The 15,890-nt window shown below is 70.1% G+C and carries 8 protein-coding genes; 5 read left to right on the forward strand and 3 right to left on the reverse strand.

Annotated features, from left to right (window positions below; all coding sequences use genetic code 11):
• Positions 1 to 113: 113 nt before the first annotated feature.
• The 3 genes from ACNI65_RS15100 to hrpA form a co-directional block, all read right to left on the reverse strand.
• Positions 114 to 2,528, reverse strand: coding sequence for a protein kinase domain-containing protein (locus ACNI65_RS15100; protein ID WP_416757675.1), 2,415 nt, complete (start codon positions 2,526 to 2,528; stop codon positions 114 to 116).
• Complete coding sequence (locus ACNI65_RS15105; RefSeq protein WP_416757676.1) at positions 2,525 to 4,351, reverse strand: serine/threonine protein kinase; 1,827 nt, start codon at positions 4,349 to 4,351, stop codon at positions 2,525 to 2,527. Before ACNI65_RS15105 ends, ACNI65_RS15100 begins: the two co-directional genes overlap by 4 nt.
• A gap of 141 nt (positions 4,352 to 4,492) precedes the next feature.
• Positions 4,493 to 8,572: an ATP-dependent RNA helicase HrpA gene (hrpA, locus tag ACNI65_RS15110; protein ID WP_416757678.1), complete on the reverse strand. Its 4,080-nt coding sequence runs from the start codon at positions 8,570 to 8,572 to the stop codon at positions 4,493 to 4,495.
• Between hrpA and argA the strand changes: the two genes are divergently transcribed.
• The 5 genes from argA (at position 8,571) to dnaG (ending at position 15,738) form a co-directional block, all read left to right on the forward strand.
• Entirely contained in the window at positions 8,571 to 9,911 is a 1,341-nt protein-coding gene (argA, locus tag ACNI65_RS15115) for an amino-acid N-acetyltransferase (RefSeq protein ID WP_416757680.1), read from the forward strand. The genes hrpA and argA overlap by 2 nt on opposite strands.
• Before the next feature lie 80 nt (positions 9,912 to 9,991).
• On the forward strand, positions 9,992 to 10,264 hold the full coding sequence (locus tag ACNI65_RS15120; RefSeq protein ID WP_416757682.1) for an oxidative damage protection protein: 273 nt from the start codon (positions 9,992 to 9,994) through the stop codon (positions 10,262 to 10,264).
• A gap of 207 nt (positions 10,265 to 10,471) precedes the next feature.
• A complete protein-coding gene (locus ACNI65_RS15125) occupies positions 10,472 to 10,774 on the forward strand; it encodes an H-NS family nucleoid-associated regulatory protein (protein ID WP_416757684.1) in 303 nt (100 codons plus the stop codon).
• A 230-nt stretch (positions 10,775 to 11,004) separates the two neighbouring features.
• Complete coding sequence (locus ACNI65_RS15130; RefSeq protein ID WP_416757685.1) at positions 11,005 to 13,596, forward strand: putative bifunctional diguanylate cyclase/phosphodiesterase; 2,592 nt, start codon at positions 11,005 to 11,007, stop codon at positions 13,594 to 13,596.
• Positions 13,597 to 13,605: 9 nt separating this feature from the next.
• Positions 13,606 to 15,738 carry a DNA primase gene (gene dnaG / locus ACNI65_RS15135; RefSeq protein WP_416757686.1) on the forward strand — a complete coding sequence of 711 codons (2,133 nt, stop codon included), beginning with the start codon at positions 13,606 to 13,608 and terminating at the stop codon, positions 15,736 to 15,738.
• Positions 15,739 to 15,890: the final 152 nt, after the last annotated feature.

A 15,890-nucleotide genomic window follows, 5' to 3' on the forward strand; every position in this document is an offset into this window, starting at 1 on the left:
GGCACTTTTTGACGACTCGACAGGGATTCGAGGAGTTCGGGCGGCATGCGCCCGTTACACCTGGGGGTGTGGGGTGGCGTTCACCCCCCGAGGGGTGTAGAGCTTGACCGGGCTCAGCTCGCCTGCTTGAAGGCCATCACGGCCTGATTGCGCAGCGTGCGCAGCAGCGACAGCTGCTTCTCATCGAGCACCACGCTGCCCGGCTCGGCCTTGTCGGCGTAGATCATCGCGAAGGGCGCGCCGCGCAGCGCCATCGGCAGGATCAGGAAGCTGTGGGCCTTGGCGCCGCTCAGGAACCACGGCGGCAGGCGCTCGGCGATCCTGGGCTGGGAGGCATCCGCGATCAGCGTGTCCACGCCCTTGGTGCAGATCGCCGTGAACAGGTCGGCGGGCAGGCCCGGCATCACCCGCAGCGGCACGCGGAAGATCGGCGCCACCGCCTCCACGCCTTCGCCCAGTCCGAAGCGGCCGGTCAGCGTCTCGGTCTTCGGATCGCGCAGGCAGAAGATCACCCGGCGGAAACCCAGGCCGCGATACATCGTCTCCAGGATCATCCGCAGGATCTCGTTGAGCTTGAAGCTCTCGACCATCGCGTTGGTGATGTCCTGGATGCCGGCGGCCAGCGTCGCCGCGGCCTGCTCGGGCGGGATCACGCCCGCGGGCGCGTGGCCCTCGACCATCGTCGCCTGCAGCTGGTGCGGCGACAGCGAGTCCTCCGCCGACGGCGTCAGCGGTGCGAGCAGCCGCTGCGCCGGCGAATTCTTCGCCAGCTTGATGTCCATCGCCTGCGCGAGCTGCGTCAGCCGCTGACGCGCCTGATCCGCCGCGGCCTCGAAGGCCTTGGCCTCCACGCCGAGCGCGCGCGCGTAACGCTGCGCCATCGCGCGGACCTTGGCATGCGCCTCGGCCGGATCGCTGTTCAGGATCACGTCGGCCACGTCGTTGCTCGCGCGGCCCAGCCAGCGCATGCGGTCGGTGGCGTGCTCGACCAGCCGCGCCGGCGCGTCGCCATCGGGCCGCTGCATGCTGCGCTGCAGGTTGTCGGGGAAGCCCCACTGCCGCGCCACGCCCAGGCCGAGGTTCTCGTAGCTCAGACCCAGCACCTGGGCGGAGGCCGCGGCCTCGCTCAGCGGCGGGGCCGCCTGCTCGCCCATGCCGCGCTCCGGGCGCACGACACGCCGCACCTGCTGCGCTTCCTCGGGCAGGTAGAACTCGGCCAGCAGCCGGCCCAGTCCCTGGAACATCGTGGCGAGGAAGGACTCCTCGTTCTCGCGCGGCACCAGGCAGAGCTCGCGCGCCAGCGATCCCGCCATCAGCGCGCGCAGGAACTCCTCCTTGAGCCGCTGCGCGTGATGCTTGTTCTCCATGCGCTCGAGCAGCACCAGCGACAGCGCCAGGTTGCGGATGCCGCCGAATCCCACCAGCGCCACCGCGCGCGACACCGTGCTGATGTGCCCGCCGCCGGCATGGCTGAACTGCACCGTGTTGACCAGACGCAGCAGCTTGTTGGTCAGCGCCACGTCCTTGAGGATCTCGTTGGACAGCGTCGTGAGGCTTTCGTTCTCCGACTGCGTCATGCGCTGGATGCGGGCCACGGAATCCGCCATCGCCGGGAAGTCGCTGCGGTGGCGCATGCGCCGCAGCAGGAACTCCAGCGTCGCGCTGCCGCCCTCGCCGCCCTCGGGCGCCTCGCTGGCCGGATGCAGCCAGGCGGCGAGCGCGTCATGGAAGGCCTTCGCGTCGGGCCAGCGCTGCGCCGACTCGCGCGCCAGGCCGCGCATCAGCACCGCGCGCAAGGCGTCGTCGCTGTCGGGGCCGAGGTCCGCGGGCGGATCGAGCGTCTGCTCCATCGCGCGGCGCACCGCGCGCCACGGATCGGGGTCGTAGTTCAGGCGCTGGCCGGACAGCATCTCGCTGAGCATCACGGCCGCGGCGAAGACGTCCATCACCGGCGCGGCCGCGTCGCCGCGCGCCGCCTCGGGCGAGATGTAGCCCGGCGTGCCGACGATGCGGTTGGGCCGCGCCGCGGCGGCGCCGTTCGTGGCGGCCGCGGTGGCCACTCGACCGGCGATGCCGAAGTCCATCACCTTGGGCCGGCCCGTCGAGTCGATCAGGATGTTGGACGGCTTGAGGTCGCGGTGCACGACGCCGGCCTGGTGCGCGGCATGCAGGCCGTCCAGGATGCCGAGCATCAGCGCGACGGCCTCGCGCGCGGGCAGCCGGCCGCGCTGGCGCAGCCGCTCGGTGAGCGTGCCGCCGGGCACGTACTCGAAGACCATGTAGGCCTGCCCGGCCTCGATGTCGGCCTCGAACACCGGGACGATGTTGGGATGCGTGAGCCGGCTCACCGCGCGGGCTTCATGCAGCCAGGCGTCGACGCTGGCCCGATCGACCGCCTGGGTCAGGACCTTCAGCGCGACCTCGCGGTCCAGCCGCGGATCATGCGCGAGCCACACCACCGCCTGCGCGCCCTGCCCCAGGCTGCGCAGCGGCTTGAAGCGCCCGACGGCGGGCGGCATCGCGGTCATGAACGGTCCTTGCCGGCGTCGGGCGTGCCCACGGGCGCGGTCGTCGGAGCGGGCGCGCCGGACTCGGCACGATCACGCAGCCGGGAGCGCGGCGCCGCGGTCGCGGCCGCGCCGACGGACGGATCGCTGATCGCGCCCAGGCCGCTGTCGCCGGCGTCGGTCAGCGCGCCGCTGGCGCCCAGCGCGTCATAGATCTCGCGCAGGCCGAGCGTCAGCGCGCGCGCGTAGCGGCGCGTGGCCAGCTCGATCGCGGCCTGCCGCTTGCGCTCGGGCGCGCCCAGCGCGTCGACGAGCTCGTTGGCCAGGCTGCAGGTCAGGCGCAGCACCTCGGCGTCGCCGTCGGCATGGCGCACCGGTGCCTCCTGCGGCTGACGCCGCATCATGTGCAGCAGCTCGTCGCCCAGGCCCCAGTACCTGGCCACGGCCAGGCCCAGGCTCTCCAGGTCGCAGCCCAGCACCGCGTAGGCGGCGGACTGCTCGGTCATGCCGCGCGGATTGGGGTTGTCCTCGGTCGCCTCGGGCGCGATCTGCAGCTGGCGGATCTGCTGCGCGTCGTCGGGGAAGTGGTACTGCACCAGCAGCCGTCCCAGGTTCTGCATCAGCGAGATCAGGTAGATGACCTCGCCGTCGTAGCCGGCCGGGCGCAACGCCTGCGCGACCTGACCGGCGCGCTGCACCCGGCGCATCACACTCTGCATGAACTGCGCCTGGCCCTCGTTCATCGGCCCGGGCCAGGGCTTGAGCGCGCGCGCGGCGTCCTCCAGCCCGTTCAGGCCCAGCATCGCGATCGCGCGCTGCAGGTTCAGCACGGTGCCGCCGCTGGTCGGTCCCTGCTGGCGCAGCGCGTTGTTGACGCGCCGGATCAGCTCCAGCGCGAGCGCCATGTCCTTGAGCGCCATCGACGCGAGCTGGCTGCCGTGCTGCGATTCCATCGAGGACGACGCCACCGTCGTCACCAGCCGCGTGGACGTGCTGGGCAGATGCCCGAAGCGCTGCATCTTGTCCTTGAGCAGCGCGATCGGGCCGCCGTCGTCCTGCTCGGCCGAGAGCCGCCAGCCATCCAGCGCGCGCCAGAAGCTGCGCGCCAGGTGATAACGCTGGCGCGTCTGCCGGTCGCTGGCGCGATTGACGATGGCGCGCAGCGGCTCGGGGATCGGATACGGCGTCTCCCAGCCCAGACGCACCAGGTCGTGCCCCTGCGGCTGCATGCGATGCAGCACGACCTGCAGGTCGGGTTCGTCCAGCACCGGCCGGCCGCTGAGCAGGCGGTGCAGCAGCAGCCCGATGCAGACGACGTCCTCCTCGGCGGCCTCGCGCGCGGCGCGGCGCGTGGCGGCGTTGAAGTCGGCATTGGCCGGCACGACCTCCTGCGCGACTTCCAGCCCGAGCACGCGCACGTGGTTCGCGCCGTCCACGACGATGTGGGCCAGCTGGATGTCGCGATGCGCGTGGCCGGCCTCATGCGCGAAGGCCAGGCCCTCGAGCGCCTGCGCGGCCCAGCCGGCGGCGTCCAGCGGCAGCGGCGGCGCGCCCTTGGCCAGCCGCTCCTCGAGCGTCTCGCCCAGCGCGCGGTCGTAGGCGACGTAGGGCCAGGGATCGACCCGGCCCGTCTCGATGACGTGGGCCAGGTTGGGGTGATGGATGCGGGACGCCGCGTCGACCGTCTTCAGCCAGTGCAGCATGGCTGCCTCGCTGTTGGGCTTCTCGCGCGGCATCATCAGGAACATGTCCTGCCCGCTTTGCGGGTCGAACACCACCCACAGCATCGAGCGCTGGCTCTTGTGCAGCAGCGCGCGCAGCTCGAAGCGGCCGAATCGCCGCATCGGGGCGGCTTGGGAGGATGCGTTGGTGTCAGACACGAGCAATGAGCGGCACCCGACGGTGCGGGGCCACGGACCTTTTGTAGCTTGGATTGGACCGAAAACCCGTTGTCCTCGCCTGAAGAACTGGGGGCGATTCTCCGCTCAGTTCTGTAACTGCGCCCACACCTTTTCCAGGCGCTTGACGCTGACCGGCTGAGGTGTTCGCAATTCCTGTGCGAAAAGGCTCACCCGCAACTCCTCGAGCTGCCACCGGAAATCGTCCATCCTCGCGTCCGGCGTGCCCTTGAGCTCCGCCACGCGGCGCGACCAGCGCTGCTCCAGCGGCCGGAGCTCGGCCAGCAGCTTGGCATCGCGCGCGGCGTCCGCGCGCAGCTTGTCCAGCCGCAGCGTGATGCCCTTCAGGTAGCGCGGGAAGTGCTGCAGCTGGGTCCACGGCGTCTGCAGCACGAAGCGCTTGGGCATCAGCCGCTGCAGCTGGGCGGTGATGTCCTCCACCACCTCCTTGGACGCCGAGCGCGTGTCCTTCAACTTGCGCAGCGCGCCCTGGTACTCGATGAGCACGCTGAACGCCAGCCGCGCCACCTCCTGCGCGATCAGGTTGAGCCGCGCGCGGCCCTCCTCGACCCGGGCCTTGAAGCTGAACTCGTCGGTGGGCAGCGGATCAGCCAGGAAGGCACGGTCCAGCGCCACGGCCACGATCTGGTCGCGCAGCTCCTCCGCCGTGCCCAGGCTCATGTAGGCCACGCCCATCTGCGTCAGGTCGGGGATGTTCTTCTCGAGGTACTTCAGCGGCTCCTTCAACTGCAGCGCGATCAGGCGGCGCAGACCGGCACGATGCTTCGCGGCAGCGAGCTCGGGTTCGTCGAAGACCTCGATCTCCACATGCGCGCCCTTGTCGATCAGCGCCGGGAAACCGATCAGCGTCTGCGCGCCCTTGCGGATCTCCATCAGCTCGGGCAGCTCGCCGAAGGTCCACGAGGTGTAGGTTTTTGTCGCCTCGGCGACAGGCTTGGGCGGCGGCGTCACCGTCGCCTTGATGCCGCGGGAGGGCTCGCCGCTGGTGGGCTGTCCTGCACCGACCGCAGCCCTCACCCCTGCCCTCTCCCGCGAGCGGGAGAGGGAGTCCGAACCAGCGCTGCCCTGGCCTGGGTCGCTGGACTCCTGCCCCTGCAGCTTCAGCGCGGCGAGCGCCTGGAAGGCCGAACGCGCCTGGCCGCCCAGCTCCGCCTTCAGCGTCGCCAGGTTGCGGCCCTGGCCGAGCTGGCGGCCGTGCTCGTCGACGACGCGCACGTTCATGAACAAGTGGGCCGGCACCTGCTCGAGCTTGAAGTCGTTGCGCTGCACCGCGAGCTGCGTGCGCTCCTTCACCGCCTTGAGCAACACGTCCACCAGGGCGCCCTGCGCGAACGGATGGAGCTCGACGAACTCGGCGACGAACTCGGGCAGCGGCGTCAGCCGCGCGCGCGGCTTCTGGTGCAGGCTCTTGAGCAGCGCCGTCACCTTGGCCTCGATCATCCCGGGCACCAGCCAATCGGTGCGTTCCTCGCTGACCTGGTTGAGCGCGTAGATCGGCACCGTGACGCTCAGGCCGTCGCGCGCGTCGCCGGGCTGATGCAGGTAGGTCGCGGCGCAGTCCACGCCGCCCAGGCGGATCGTCTTCGGGAAGGCATTGCTGGTGACCCCGGCGGCCTCGTGCCGCATCAGCTCGTCGCGGCTGAGCTGCAACAGCTTCGGGTTGGCCTTGCTCGCTTCGCGGAACCACTTCTCCAACGTCGCGCCCGAGTACACGTCGGCCGGCAGCTGCTGGTCGTAGAAGGCGTAAATCAACTCGTCGTCGACCAGCACGTCCTGGCGGCGCGACTTGTGCTCCAGCTCCTCGACCTTGGCGATCTGCTTCTGGTTGTGGGCCAGGAAGGGCAGCCGCGTCTCCCAGTCGCCGTTGACCAGCGCCTCGCGGATGAAGATCTCGCGCGCGGCGGCCGCGTCGATGCGGCCGAAGTTCACGCGCTTGTTGTTGTAGAGCACGATGCCGTAGAGCGTCGCGCGCTCCAGCGCGACGACCTCGGCGGCCTTCTTCTCCCAGTGCGGCTCCAGCAGCTGCGTCTTGATCAGGTGACCGGCGATGCCCGGCAGCCATTGCAGCTCGATGGCCGCGATGCCGCGCCCGAACAGCCGCGTCGTGTCGACGAGCTCCGCAGCGACGATCCACCGGCCCGGCTTCTTGCTCAGATGCGCGCCCGGATGGCGCCAGAACTTGATGCCGCGCGCGCCCAGGTACCAGTCGTCGTCATCGGCCTTGACGCCGATGTTGCCCAGCAGGCCCGCCAGCATCGACAGGTGGACCTGCTCGTAGGTCGCCGGCGCGCCGTTCAGGCGCCAGCCGTGCTCGGCCACCACCGTGTGCAGCTGCGAGTAGATGTCGCGCCACTCGCGCACCCGGCGCACGCTCACGAAGTTGTCGCGCAGCAGCTGTTCCTGCTTGCGGTTGGAGAGCTTGTGCTCCCCTTCCCCGCCGCGGGCCTCGCCGAGCCATTTCCACAGCTTCAGATAGCCCATGAATTCCGACTTCTCGTCGTCGAACTTCTTGTGCTTCTCGTCGGCCTGCTGCTGCTGCTCGGCGGGGCGGTCGCGCACGTCCTGGCCGGACAGCGCGCTGGCGATGATCAGGATCTCGCTGAGCGCGTCGCGCTGGCGGGCCTCCAGGATCATTCGGCCCACGCGCGGGTCCAGCGGCAACTTGGACAGCTCGTGGCCCATGGGCGTGAGCTCGTTGCGCTCGTCCACGGCGCCCAGTTCGTTGAGCAGCTGGTAGCCGTCGGCCACGGCCTTGCGCGGCGGCGGCTCGATGAAGGGGAAGTCCTCGACCTGCCCCAGGTGCAGCGCCTTCATCCGCAGGATGACGCCCGCGAGCGAGCTGCGCAGGATCTCCGGATCGGTGAAGCGCGGGCGGCCGAGGAAGTCCTTCTCCTCGTACAGCCGCACGCAGATGCCGTTGCTCACGCGCCCGCAGCGGCCGGCCCGCTGGTTGGCAGCCGCCTGGCTGATGTTCTCGATCTGCAGCTGCTCAACCTTGTTGCGGTAGCTGTAGCGCTTCACGCGCGCCAGGCCCGGGTCGATCACGTAGCGGATGCCGGGCACCGTCAGCGAGGTCTCGGCGACGTTGGTCGCCAGCACGATGCGCGGCTGGCCATGCGGCTGGAAGACCCGGTTCTGCTCCTGCTCGGAGAGCCGCGCGAACAGCGGCAGCACCTCCACGCCGGGCGGGTGATGCTTGCGCAGCGCCTCGGCGGCCTCGCGGATCTCGCGCTCGCCGGGCAGGAAGACCAGCACGTCGCCGCGGCCCTCGCGCCAGAGTTCATCGACGGCGTCGCAGATCGCGTTGTTGACGTCGTACTCGCGGGAGTCCTCGAACGGGCGATAGCGCTGCTCGACCGGGAACAGCCGGCCCGAGACCATCAGCACGGGCGCCGGGCCCTTGGCCGACGCGAAGTGCTGGGCGAAGCGGTCCGCGTCGATGGTCGCCGAGGTGACGATGATCTTCAGGTCGGGCCGCCGCGGCAGGATCTCGCGCAGGTAGCCCAGCAGGAAGTCGATGTTGAGGCTGCGTTCATGCGCCTCGTCGATGATCAGCGTGTCGTACGCGCTGAGCAGCGGATCGGTCTGGGTCTCGGCCAGCAGGATGCCGTCGGTCATCAGCTTGACCGAGGCGCCGGGCTGCAGCCGGTCCTGGAAACGGACCTTGTAGCCGACGACCTCGCCCAGCGGGGACTTGAGCTCCTCGGCGATGCGCTTGGCCACGCTGGACGCGGCGATCCGGCGCGGTTGCGTGTGGCCGATCAGGCCGCCGCCGTTGCCGCGGCCGCGCCCCATCGCCAGCGCGATCTTGGGCAGCTGGGTGGTCTTGCCGGAGCCGGTCTCGCCGCAGACGATGACGACCTGGTGGTCGCCCAGCGCCCGCATGATTTCCTCGCGACGGCCGGAGACGGGCAGCGATTCGGGGAACTCGATCGGCGGGATCGGCGTGGCGGGGGCCGGCGGGCGGCGCGGACCGGCCTCGCGCGGCGGGCGCGGCGTGCGGGGCGGACGAGGGGCGCGCGAGGCGGGGGCGTTGGTGTCTTGACTCACGGGGCGCGGATTATCTCGCGAGCGGGCATCGGCGCTGTTCGTCAGGCCTCTGGCCCCGCCCAAGGCCTTTCCCGCTGTTGCACAATCCGCGCCCATGAGCCTGGTCTTTCCCCATACCTTCGTGCCGTGGTTTCGCGCGGTGGCCCCTTATATCCACGCGTATCGCGGAGAAACGTTCGTCGTCGGGATGACCGGGGAAATGATCGCGGCGGGCAAGCTGAACAACTTCGCCCAGGACCTGGCCATCATGCATGCGATGGGCATCAAGATCGTGCTGGTCCACGGTTTCCGCCCGCAGGTCAATGAGCAGCTCGCGCTCAAGGGTCACCAGCCGCAATACAGCCACGGCATGCGCATCACCGACGGCATCGCGCTGGACAGCGCCCAGGAAGCCGCCGGGCAATTGCGTTTCGAGATCGAGGCCGCGTTCTCGCAGGGCCTGCCCAACACGCCGATGGCGAATTCCACGGTTCGCGTCGTGTCGGGCAATTTCCTGACCGCGCGTCCGGTGGGCATCGTGGACGGCGTTGATTTCAAGCATTCCGGCATCGTGCGCCGCGTGGACGCCGCGGCGATCCAGCGCGCCATCGATATCGGCGCCATCGTGCTGATGTCGCCGTTCGGTTTCTCGCCCACCGGCGACGCGTTCAATCTGATGATGGAAGACGTCGCCACGGAAACCGCCATCGCCCTGCAAGCCGACAAGCTGCTGTTCATGACCGAGGTCGAGGGCGTTCGCGAGAATCCCGAGGATGAGGAAAGCGCGATCGACACCGAACTCGCGCTGGCCGATGCCAAACGTCTCATCGCGAAATTGCCCCCGCCGACGCAACCGACCGACGTCGGTTTCTACCTGAAGTACTGCGTGAAGGCCTGCGAATCGGGCGTCGAGCGTTCGCACATCCTGCCCTTCGCCGTCGACGGCGCGATCCTGCAGGAGGTCTATACCCACGACGGCATCGGCACGATGGTCGTGGACGAGAAACTTGAAAGCCTGCGCGAGGCCACGCACGACGATATCGGCAGCCTGATCGCGCTGATCGAGCCCTTCGAACGCGACGGCACGCTGGTCAAGCGCGAGCGCAGCGAAATCGAGCGCGACATCGAGTCCTATACCGTCATCGAACACGACGGCGTGATATTCGGCTGCGCGGCGCTGCATCCCTATCAGGAGGCCCGCACCGCGGAGATGGCCGCGCTGACGGTCTCCAGCGCCGTGCAGGGCCAGGGCGACGGCGAGCGCATCCTCAAGCGCATCGAGCAGCGCGCCAAGGCCATGGGCCTGACCAGCGTCTTCGTGCTGACCACGCGCACCATGCACTGGTTCATCAAGCGCGGCTTCCAGCCGGTCGACCCGAACTGGCTGCCCGAGGAGCGCAAGCGCAAATACAACTGGGACCGGCGCTCGCAGGTCCTGGTCAAGAAACTCACCTGATTTTCCCGATCCCGCCGCGCCGGCGCACGACGCCCGGCGCGCGCACTTCCCCACACTTTTCTTGAGCATCGAGGTTTGATATGGCCCGCACCGTCCAATGCGTTTATCTGAAGAAGGAAGCCGAAGGCATGGACTTTCCCGTCTATCCGGGTGAGCTCGGCAAGCGCATCTACGAGAACGTCTCCAAGGAAGCCTGGGCGGCCTGGATGAAGCACCAGACCATGCTGGTCAATGAAAACCGCCTGAATCTGGCCGACCAGCGCGCGCGCCAATACCTCGCGCGTCAGATGGAGCAGTTCTTCTTCGGCGACGGCGCCGAGCAGCCGGCCGGATATGTGCCGCCGTCGGCCTGATTTCCCGGTTCCGCACCGGTGAGCGGATGCCCGATTTCGGGCTTTTTCACCGACGCGCTACTCAATTCGTGTCAGGCCGCTCACAACTTTTAATGTCGGGGGAATCCAACCCCGGCATTTACCCCCTTGCGGCGATACTCAATTCCCTGCCTATAATGCGGCAATCCCTTTCGGGGGAGCTGTTGAACTACGCGAGGAATTGCATAAATGGCATCGCTCAAAGACCTCCTGGCCCAGCGGGCCGCCCTCGAACAGCAAATTGCCGAAACCCAGGAACGTGAACGCTCCGACGCGATCGCCAAGGTCAAGTCGCTGATGCAGGAATACGGCCTGACGGTGGCGGATCTGACGGCTCGCGCTGCCAAGGTCGGCACGGCCAAGGCCTCGAAAGTGGCCGCCAAGTACCGCAATCAAGCCACCGGCGAAACCTGGAGCGGCCGCGGCCTGCAACCCAAGTGGCTGAAGGCTGCCATTTCCGGCGGCGCCAAGCTGGAAGATTTCGTGATCTGACCCGATTCGACCATTCGCGGTCGATCCCAGGAAAGCCACCCTCGGGTGGCTTTTTTCATTTGCGCGGCCATCCCCGCTTCATCCCCTGATTCCGGGGGGAGCCCGACGCGCGGCAGGGATAGCGCTGACCAACGGCGCGCGCGGCACGGCTAGCATGCCCGCCGTCCCCGCCCGAGCCCGGGCGGGCACTCCCGTCTCCTCCTTCGCCCGTCCTCACCTTGAAGTCCGAGTTGTCCGCTCCTCCCGGCTGGGCCTTGCCCGCGGGCCATCGCCGCCTGCCCGCGGCGGCACCGGCCGCCATCCTCGTCGTGACCACGGGCCTGCTGCTCGTGGCCGGCGCGATCTGGCCGATGTGGCGCGAGATCGCCTGGTGGCTGCTCCCGCTGCTGGGGCTGGCCGGGGTGATGCATTACCGCGCTGAGCGCCGCCGCGCCTTGGCCGAGCGTGGGGAGTGGCGGACCAAGATCGACAGCGCCGGGCTTTCGCTGGCGCAATGGATTCCCGGGGAATCGGTGGCCGCCTCGGCCGGTTGGCAGTCGCGCCTGGGCGCGCCCGATCCGGCGGATCCGCTGGCCTGGCTGGAGCGGGTGCATGCGGTGGACCGCATGAAACTCGAGGAGCGCCTGCCCGGCCTGATGCAGGGCGGCATCGAGGAACTGGCCGACGGCCACGGCCCGGAGGGCGCGGACACGCTGCACCACGCGCTGCGCCTGCCGGGCGAGGACGGCGGCTGGGTGTGGCACGAGCTGCGCCTGCGCGTGGCGCGCCGCGACGCCGCCGGACGCGCGCGCCGCGTGCTGGCCAGCCTGCAGGACATCCAATGGCGCCGCACCGCCGAGGAGCGGCAGCGCATGAGCTCGGGGCTGTTCCAGCACCTGCACGAGGGCCTGGCGATCACCGACCTGACGCACCGGCTGCTCGACGCCAACCCCGCCTACTGGACGCTGATGGAGGCGCTGCTGGAAGCGCCCGCCGGTCTGGTCGTCGATGGAGAGGGGCGTTCGCCCGACACCGCCGAGGCGCTGCGCCGGCGGCTGCTGGGCCAGCCGGCACTGCCGATGGACGAGGCGCAACTGCGCCGCAGCGGCCACGATCCGGAAGCGATCGCCGAGGCCATCGCCGATCCGGCCGGTCATTGGCAGGGGCTGGTCAAGGTCCGCGGCGTCGGCGGTCAGCCGCGCACGCTGCGCCTGACCGTGTCCTCCATCCCGGAGCCCGACGGTCCGCCGCGCTACCGCGTGCTGGCGCTGAGCGACCTGACGCAGGAATTCCAGCAGCGCCAGGCGCTGGAGCGCCTGGGCCGCTTCGACCTGCTCACCGGCCTGCCCAACGAGCAGGAATTCCAGCGTCGGCTGCAGGCCGCGCTGCACACCAGCCAGCAGGTCGGACCGGGCTTCATGCTGTGCGTCGCACGCGTGGACCTGGACGGCTTCGCGGCCTTCAACCGCCGCCACGGCGCCGCCCGCGCGGACCAGGCGCTGCGCGAGCTCGCCCGGCGGCTGACCACCGCGCTGCGCCAGCAGCCGCAATGGTCGGACGAGGTCGCGCGGCTGGGTGGCGATGAATTCGGCCTGCTGCTGCGCGTGCAGAGCGCCGAGGAGGCGCAGCTCGCGCTGGACCGCCTGATCCAGGTGCTGCGCCGGCCCATCGATGCCGATGCCGATGCCGATGGCGACGGCGCATTCGACGCGGAGGCCCCACCGACCACTTCGGGCCTCGCCGCCGCGGACCTCGCCGAGGGCCAGGCCCTCGACGAGACGCCCACCTCGCCCATGTTCTTCGACAGCGACTACGACGCCGAGTACGGCGCCCACGTCGACAGCGGCTTCGGCAGCGCCGAGGGCCCGTCGGGCGGCGCGCTGCGCTTGAGCGCCAGCGTCGGCGCCACGCTGTATCCGCAGGACGGCGGCGGCGCGGAGACGCTGATGCGCCATGCCGCGCACGCGCTGTACCGCGTCAAGCGCAGCGGGCGCGATGGCGTCCAGTTCTTCGATGTCGAGAAGCGCCGCAGCCGCGAGGCCCAGGCGCAGGCCGTGCTGCGCGTGCAGCAGGCGCTCGAGGCGGGCGAGCTCTGCCTGTACTACCAGCCCAAGATGGACCTGGCCACCGGCGAGCTGCTCGGCGCCGAGGCCCTGCTGCGCTGGCGTCACCCGCAGCGCGGGCTGCTCGCGCCAGCCGCGTTCCTGCCCACCGTGGAGCGCAGCGGCATGGCCGCGCAGCTGGGCCACTGGGTGCTGGAGCAGGCGCTGGAGCAGGGCCGCCTGTGGCGCGCCGACGGGCTGGACCTGGAGCTCAGCGTCAACATCAGCCCGCGCCACCTGGCCGCGCCGGACTTCATCCCGCGCCTGGAGGCGCTGCTCGCGCGCCACCCGGACGTGCCGCCGGACCGCGTCGTGCTGGAGCTGCTGGAGTCCAGCGCGCTGGACGACATCGACCAGGCCCGGCGGCTGCTCGCCGACTGCAAGCGCCTGGGTCTGCGGCTGGCGATGGATGATTTCGGCACCGGTTACGCCACGCTGTCGGTGCTCAAGCAGTTGCCGCTGGACCAGCTCAAGATCGACCGGTCCTTCGTCCAGACCATGCTCGTGGACCCGCAGGACCAGGCGCTGGTGCGGGGCGTCATCGCGCTGGCCGGCCAGTTCGGCTGCGCGCTGGTGGCCGAGGGCGTCGAGTCGCCAGCCCACGCGCGGGCGCTGCTCGAGATGGGCTGCCGCGTCGGCCAGGGCAGCGGTCTGTGCGAGCCGCTGCCGCCGCAGGCGCTGCTGGCCTGGGCCCGCCACCGGCGCCGCGCGGACGAGGGGTCGCCGCGGACCATCACGTAAACTCCCGCGGTGATCCCGCCCGGCTTTATTCAGGACCTCCTGGCCCGCGTCGACATCGTCGACATCGTGGGCCGCCATGTCGACCTCAAGAAGGCCGGCATCAACCACAAGGGCCTGTGCCCCTTCCACGGCGAGAAGTCCCCGAGCTTCATCGTCAGCCCCTCGCGCCAGACCTATCACTGCTTCGGCTGTGGCCAGCACGGCAACGCCGTCGGCTTCCTGATGGAGCACCTGGGCATCGGCTTCATCGACGCGGTGAAGGACCTCGCCCAGCAGGCCGGCATGCAGGTGCCCGAGGACGACCGCAGCCCGCAGGACCGCGAGCGCGAGAAGCTCCAGAAGCAGCGCCAGGCCACGCTCACCGAGATCCTGGCCAAGGCCGGCCAGCATTACCGCCAGCAGCTCAAGGGCAACGCGCGCGCGATCGACTACCTCAAGGGCCGCGGCCTGACCGGCCAGATCGCGCTGCAGTTCGGCCTGGGCTACGCGCCGGACGGCTGGCGCTCGCTGGCGAGCGCCTTCCCGTCCTACGACGATCCGCTGCTCGTGGAGACGGGCCTGGTGATCCTGCAGGACGACCCGGGCAAGAGCGAGGCCGAGCAGCGCCGCTACGACCGCTTCCGCGACCGCGTGATGTTCCCGATCCGCAACGTGCAGGGCGAGGTCATCGGCTTCGGCGGCCGCGTGCTGGACAAGGGCGAGCCCAAGTACCTGAACTCGCCCGAGACGCCGGTCTTCCACAAGGGCAAAGAGCTCTACGGCCTGTATGAAGCCCGCCCCGCGATGCGCCGGCGCGGCTACGCGCTGGTCGTCGAGGGCTACATGGACGTGGTGGCGCTGGCGCAGCACGGCTTCGGCAACGCGGTGGCCACGCTGGGCACGGCCTGCACGCCTGACCACGTGCAGAAGTTGTTCCGGTTCACCGAGTCGGTCGTGTTCAGCTTCGACGGCGACGCCGCCGGCCGCCGTGCCGCGGGCCGCGCGCTGGAAGCCGCCCTGCCCCACGCCAACGAGACCCGCACGATCAAGTTCCTGTTCCTGCCCACGGAACACGACCCCGATTCCTACGTCCGCGAGCTCGGCGCCGAGGCCTTCGAGCGCTGCATCGAGGGCGCGGTGCCGCTGTCGCGCCAGCTGATGGAGACCGCCGCCGACGGCTGCGACCTGGGCACGCCCGAAGGCCGCGCCCGGATGCTGAGCCTGGCCAAGCCGCTGTGGGCGGCGCTGCCCGAGGGACTGCTCAAGCGCCAGCTGCTGGGCGAGCTCGCGCGGCGCGCGCAGCTGCCCGACGCGGAACTGCAGCAGCTCTGGGCCAACGCCCTGCCGCCGGCCGCGCCCGGCAGCCGGGCGCGCGCCGACCGTTCCGCCGCGCCGGCGCCCGTGCCCCGGGCCGCGCCGCGCGCCGAGAGGGCGGCGCCGGACTCCGCCCATCAAGGCGGCGGTCACCACGACGAGCCCTACTTCGACATCCCCGCCTCGGCCTACGGCGACGACGGCCATCCCGGGCCGGACGAGGTCCACATCCCGCATGACGACTTCGGCGCCCCGGCGGGCGCTCCCGGTGGCACAGCGGCTGGCGCCGCTCCGCAGGGCCAGCAGCAGCGCCAGTGGGTGCCGAAGGGCGAGTTCAAAGGCGAGTTCAAGGGCAAGGGCCAGGGCAAGTGGAGCGGCAAGGGCGGCGACTGGCGCAAGCGCGACCAGGACCCCACCATCGGCACGCCGCTGAACCTGCCGCCGGGCCCGATGAACCTGGCCGTGCGCATGCTGTTGCTGCATGGCGAGCTCTGGCGGCACATCGGCGACCAGGACCTGCAGCTGCTGCATGAACTCCCCGGCGAGCACGGCCAGCTGTTCGCCTGGCTGGAGCGCTTCCATGTCGACCACGGCGCCGTGCCCTGGGCGGTGCTGCAGGTCGCGCTGCAGGAGGCCGACCTGATGGAGCTGGCCCAGCGCGTCAGCGGCGGGCCCTTGTCCGCCCCGCCGGCTGACGAACACCTGGACGCGGAGTTCCGTGTCGTGATGCGCAAGCTGTGGGTGGGGCGCCTGCGTTCGGAGGCGGACCGCATCGCCCGCAGCCCGCAGCCGGACATGGTCCGGTTCCAGGATCTGCTGCGTCAGATTCGCGATCTCGAGGCGGCCTGAACGTTCTTTTTGACCGAACGGGAAAATTCGCAGATAATCAAGGGTTTTCGCGCGTCAAGAGTGACCGCAGCGCCAACCGGTCCCGGCCCCCCAATTGACGTTGGGTTCATACACAAAGTGGCCGACCTATACCGCCTGGGCTGCAACTTCAA

The sequence above is a fragment of the Roseateles sp. So40a genome (assembly GCF_048081605.1).
Taxonomy (GTDB): Bacteria; Pseudomonadota; Gammaproteobacteria; order Burkholderiales; family Burkholderiaceae_C; genus Roseateles.

Coding starts and splice junctions, on each gene's coding strand:
- ACNI65_RS15100 (WP_416757675.1), bottom strand. CDS start 2,528: ATGACCGCGATGCCGCCCGCCGTCGGGCGCTTCAAGCCGCTGCGCAGC.
- ACNI65_RS15105 (WP_416757676.1), bottom strand. CDS start 4,351: ATGCGGCGATTCGGCCGCTTCGAGCTGCGCGCGCTGCTGCACAAGAGC.
- argA (WP_416757680.1), top strand. CDS start 8,571: ATGAGCCTGGTCTTTCCCCATACCTTCGTGCCGTGGTTTCGCGCGGTG.
- hrpA (WP_416757678.1), bottom strand. CDS start 8,572: ATGGGCGCGGATTGTGCAACAGCGGGAAAGGCCTTGGGCGGGGCCAGA.
- ACNI65_RS15120 (WP_416757682.1), top strand. CDS start 9,992: ATGGCCCGCACCGTCCAATGCGTTTATCTGAAGAAGGAAGCCGAAGGC.
- ACNI65_RS15125 (WP_416757684.1), top strand. CDS start 10,472: ATGGCATCGCTCAAAGACCTCCTGGCCCAGCGGGCCGCCCTCGAACAG.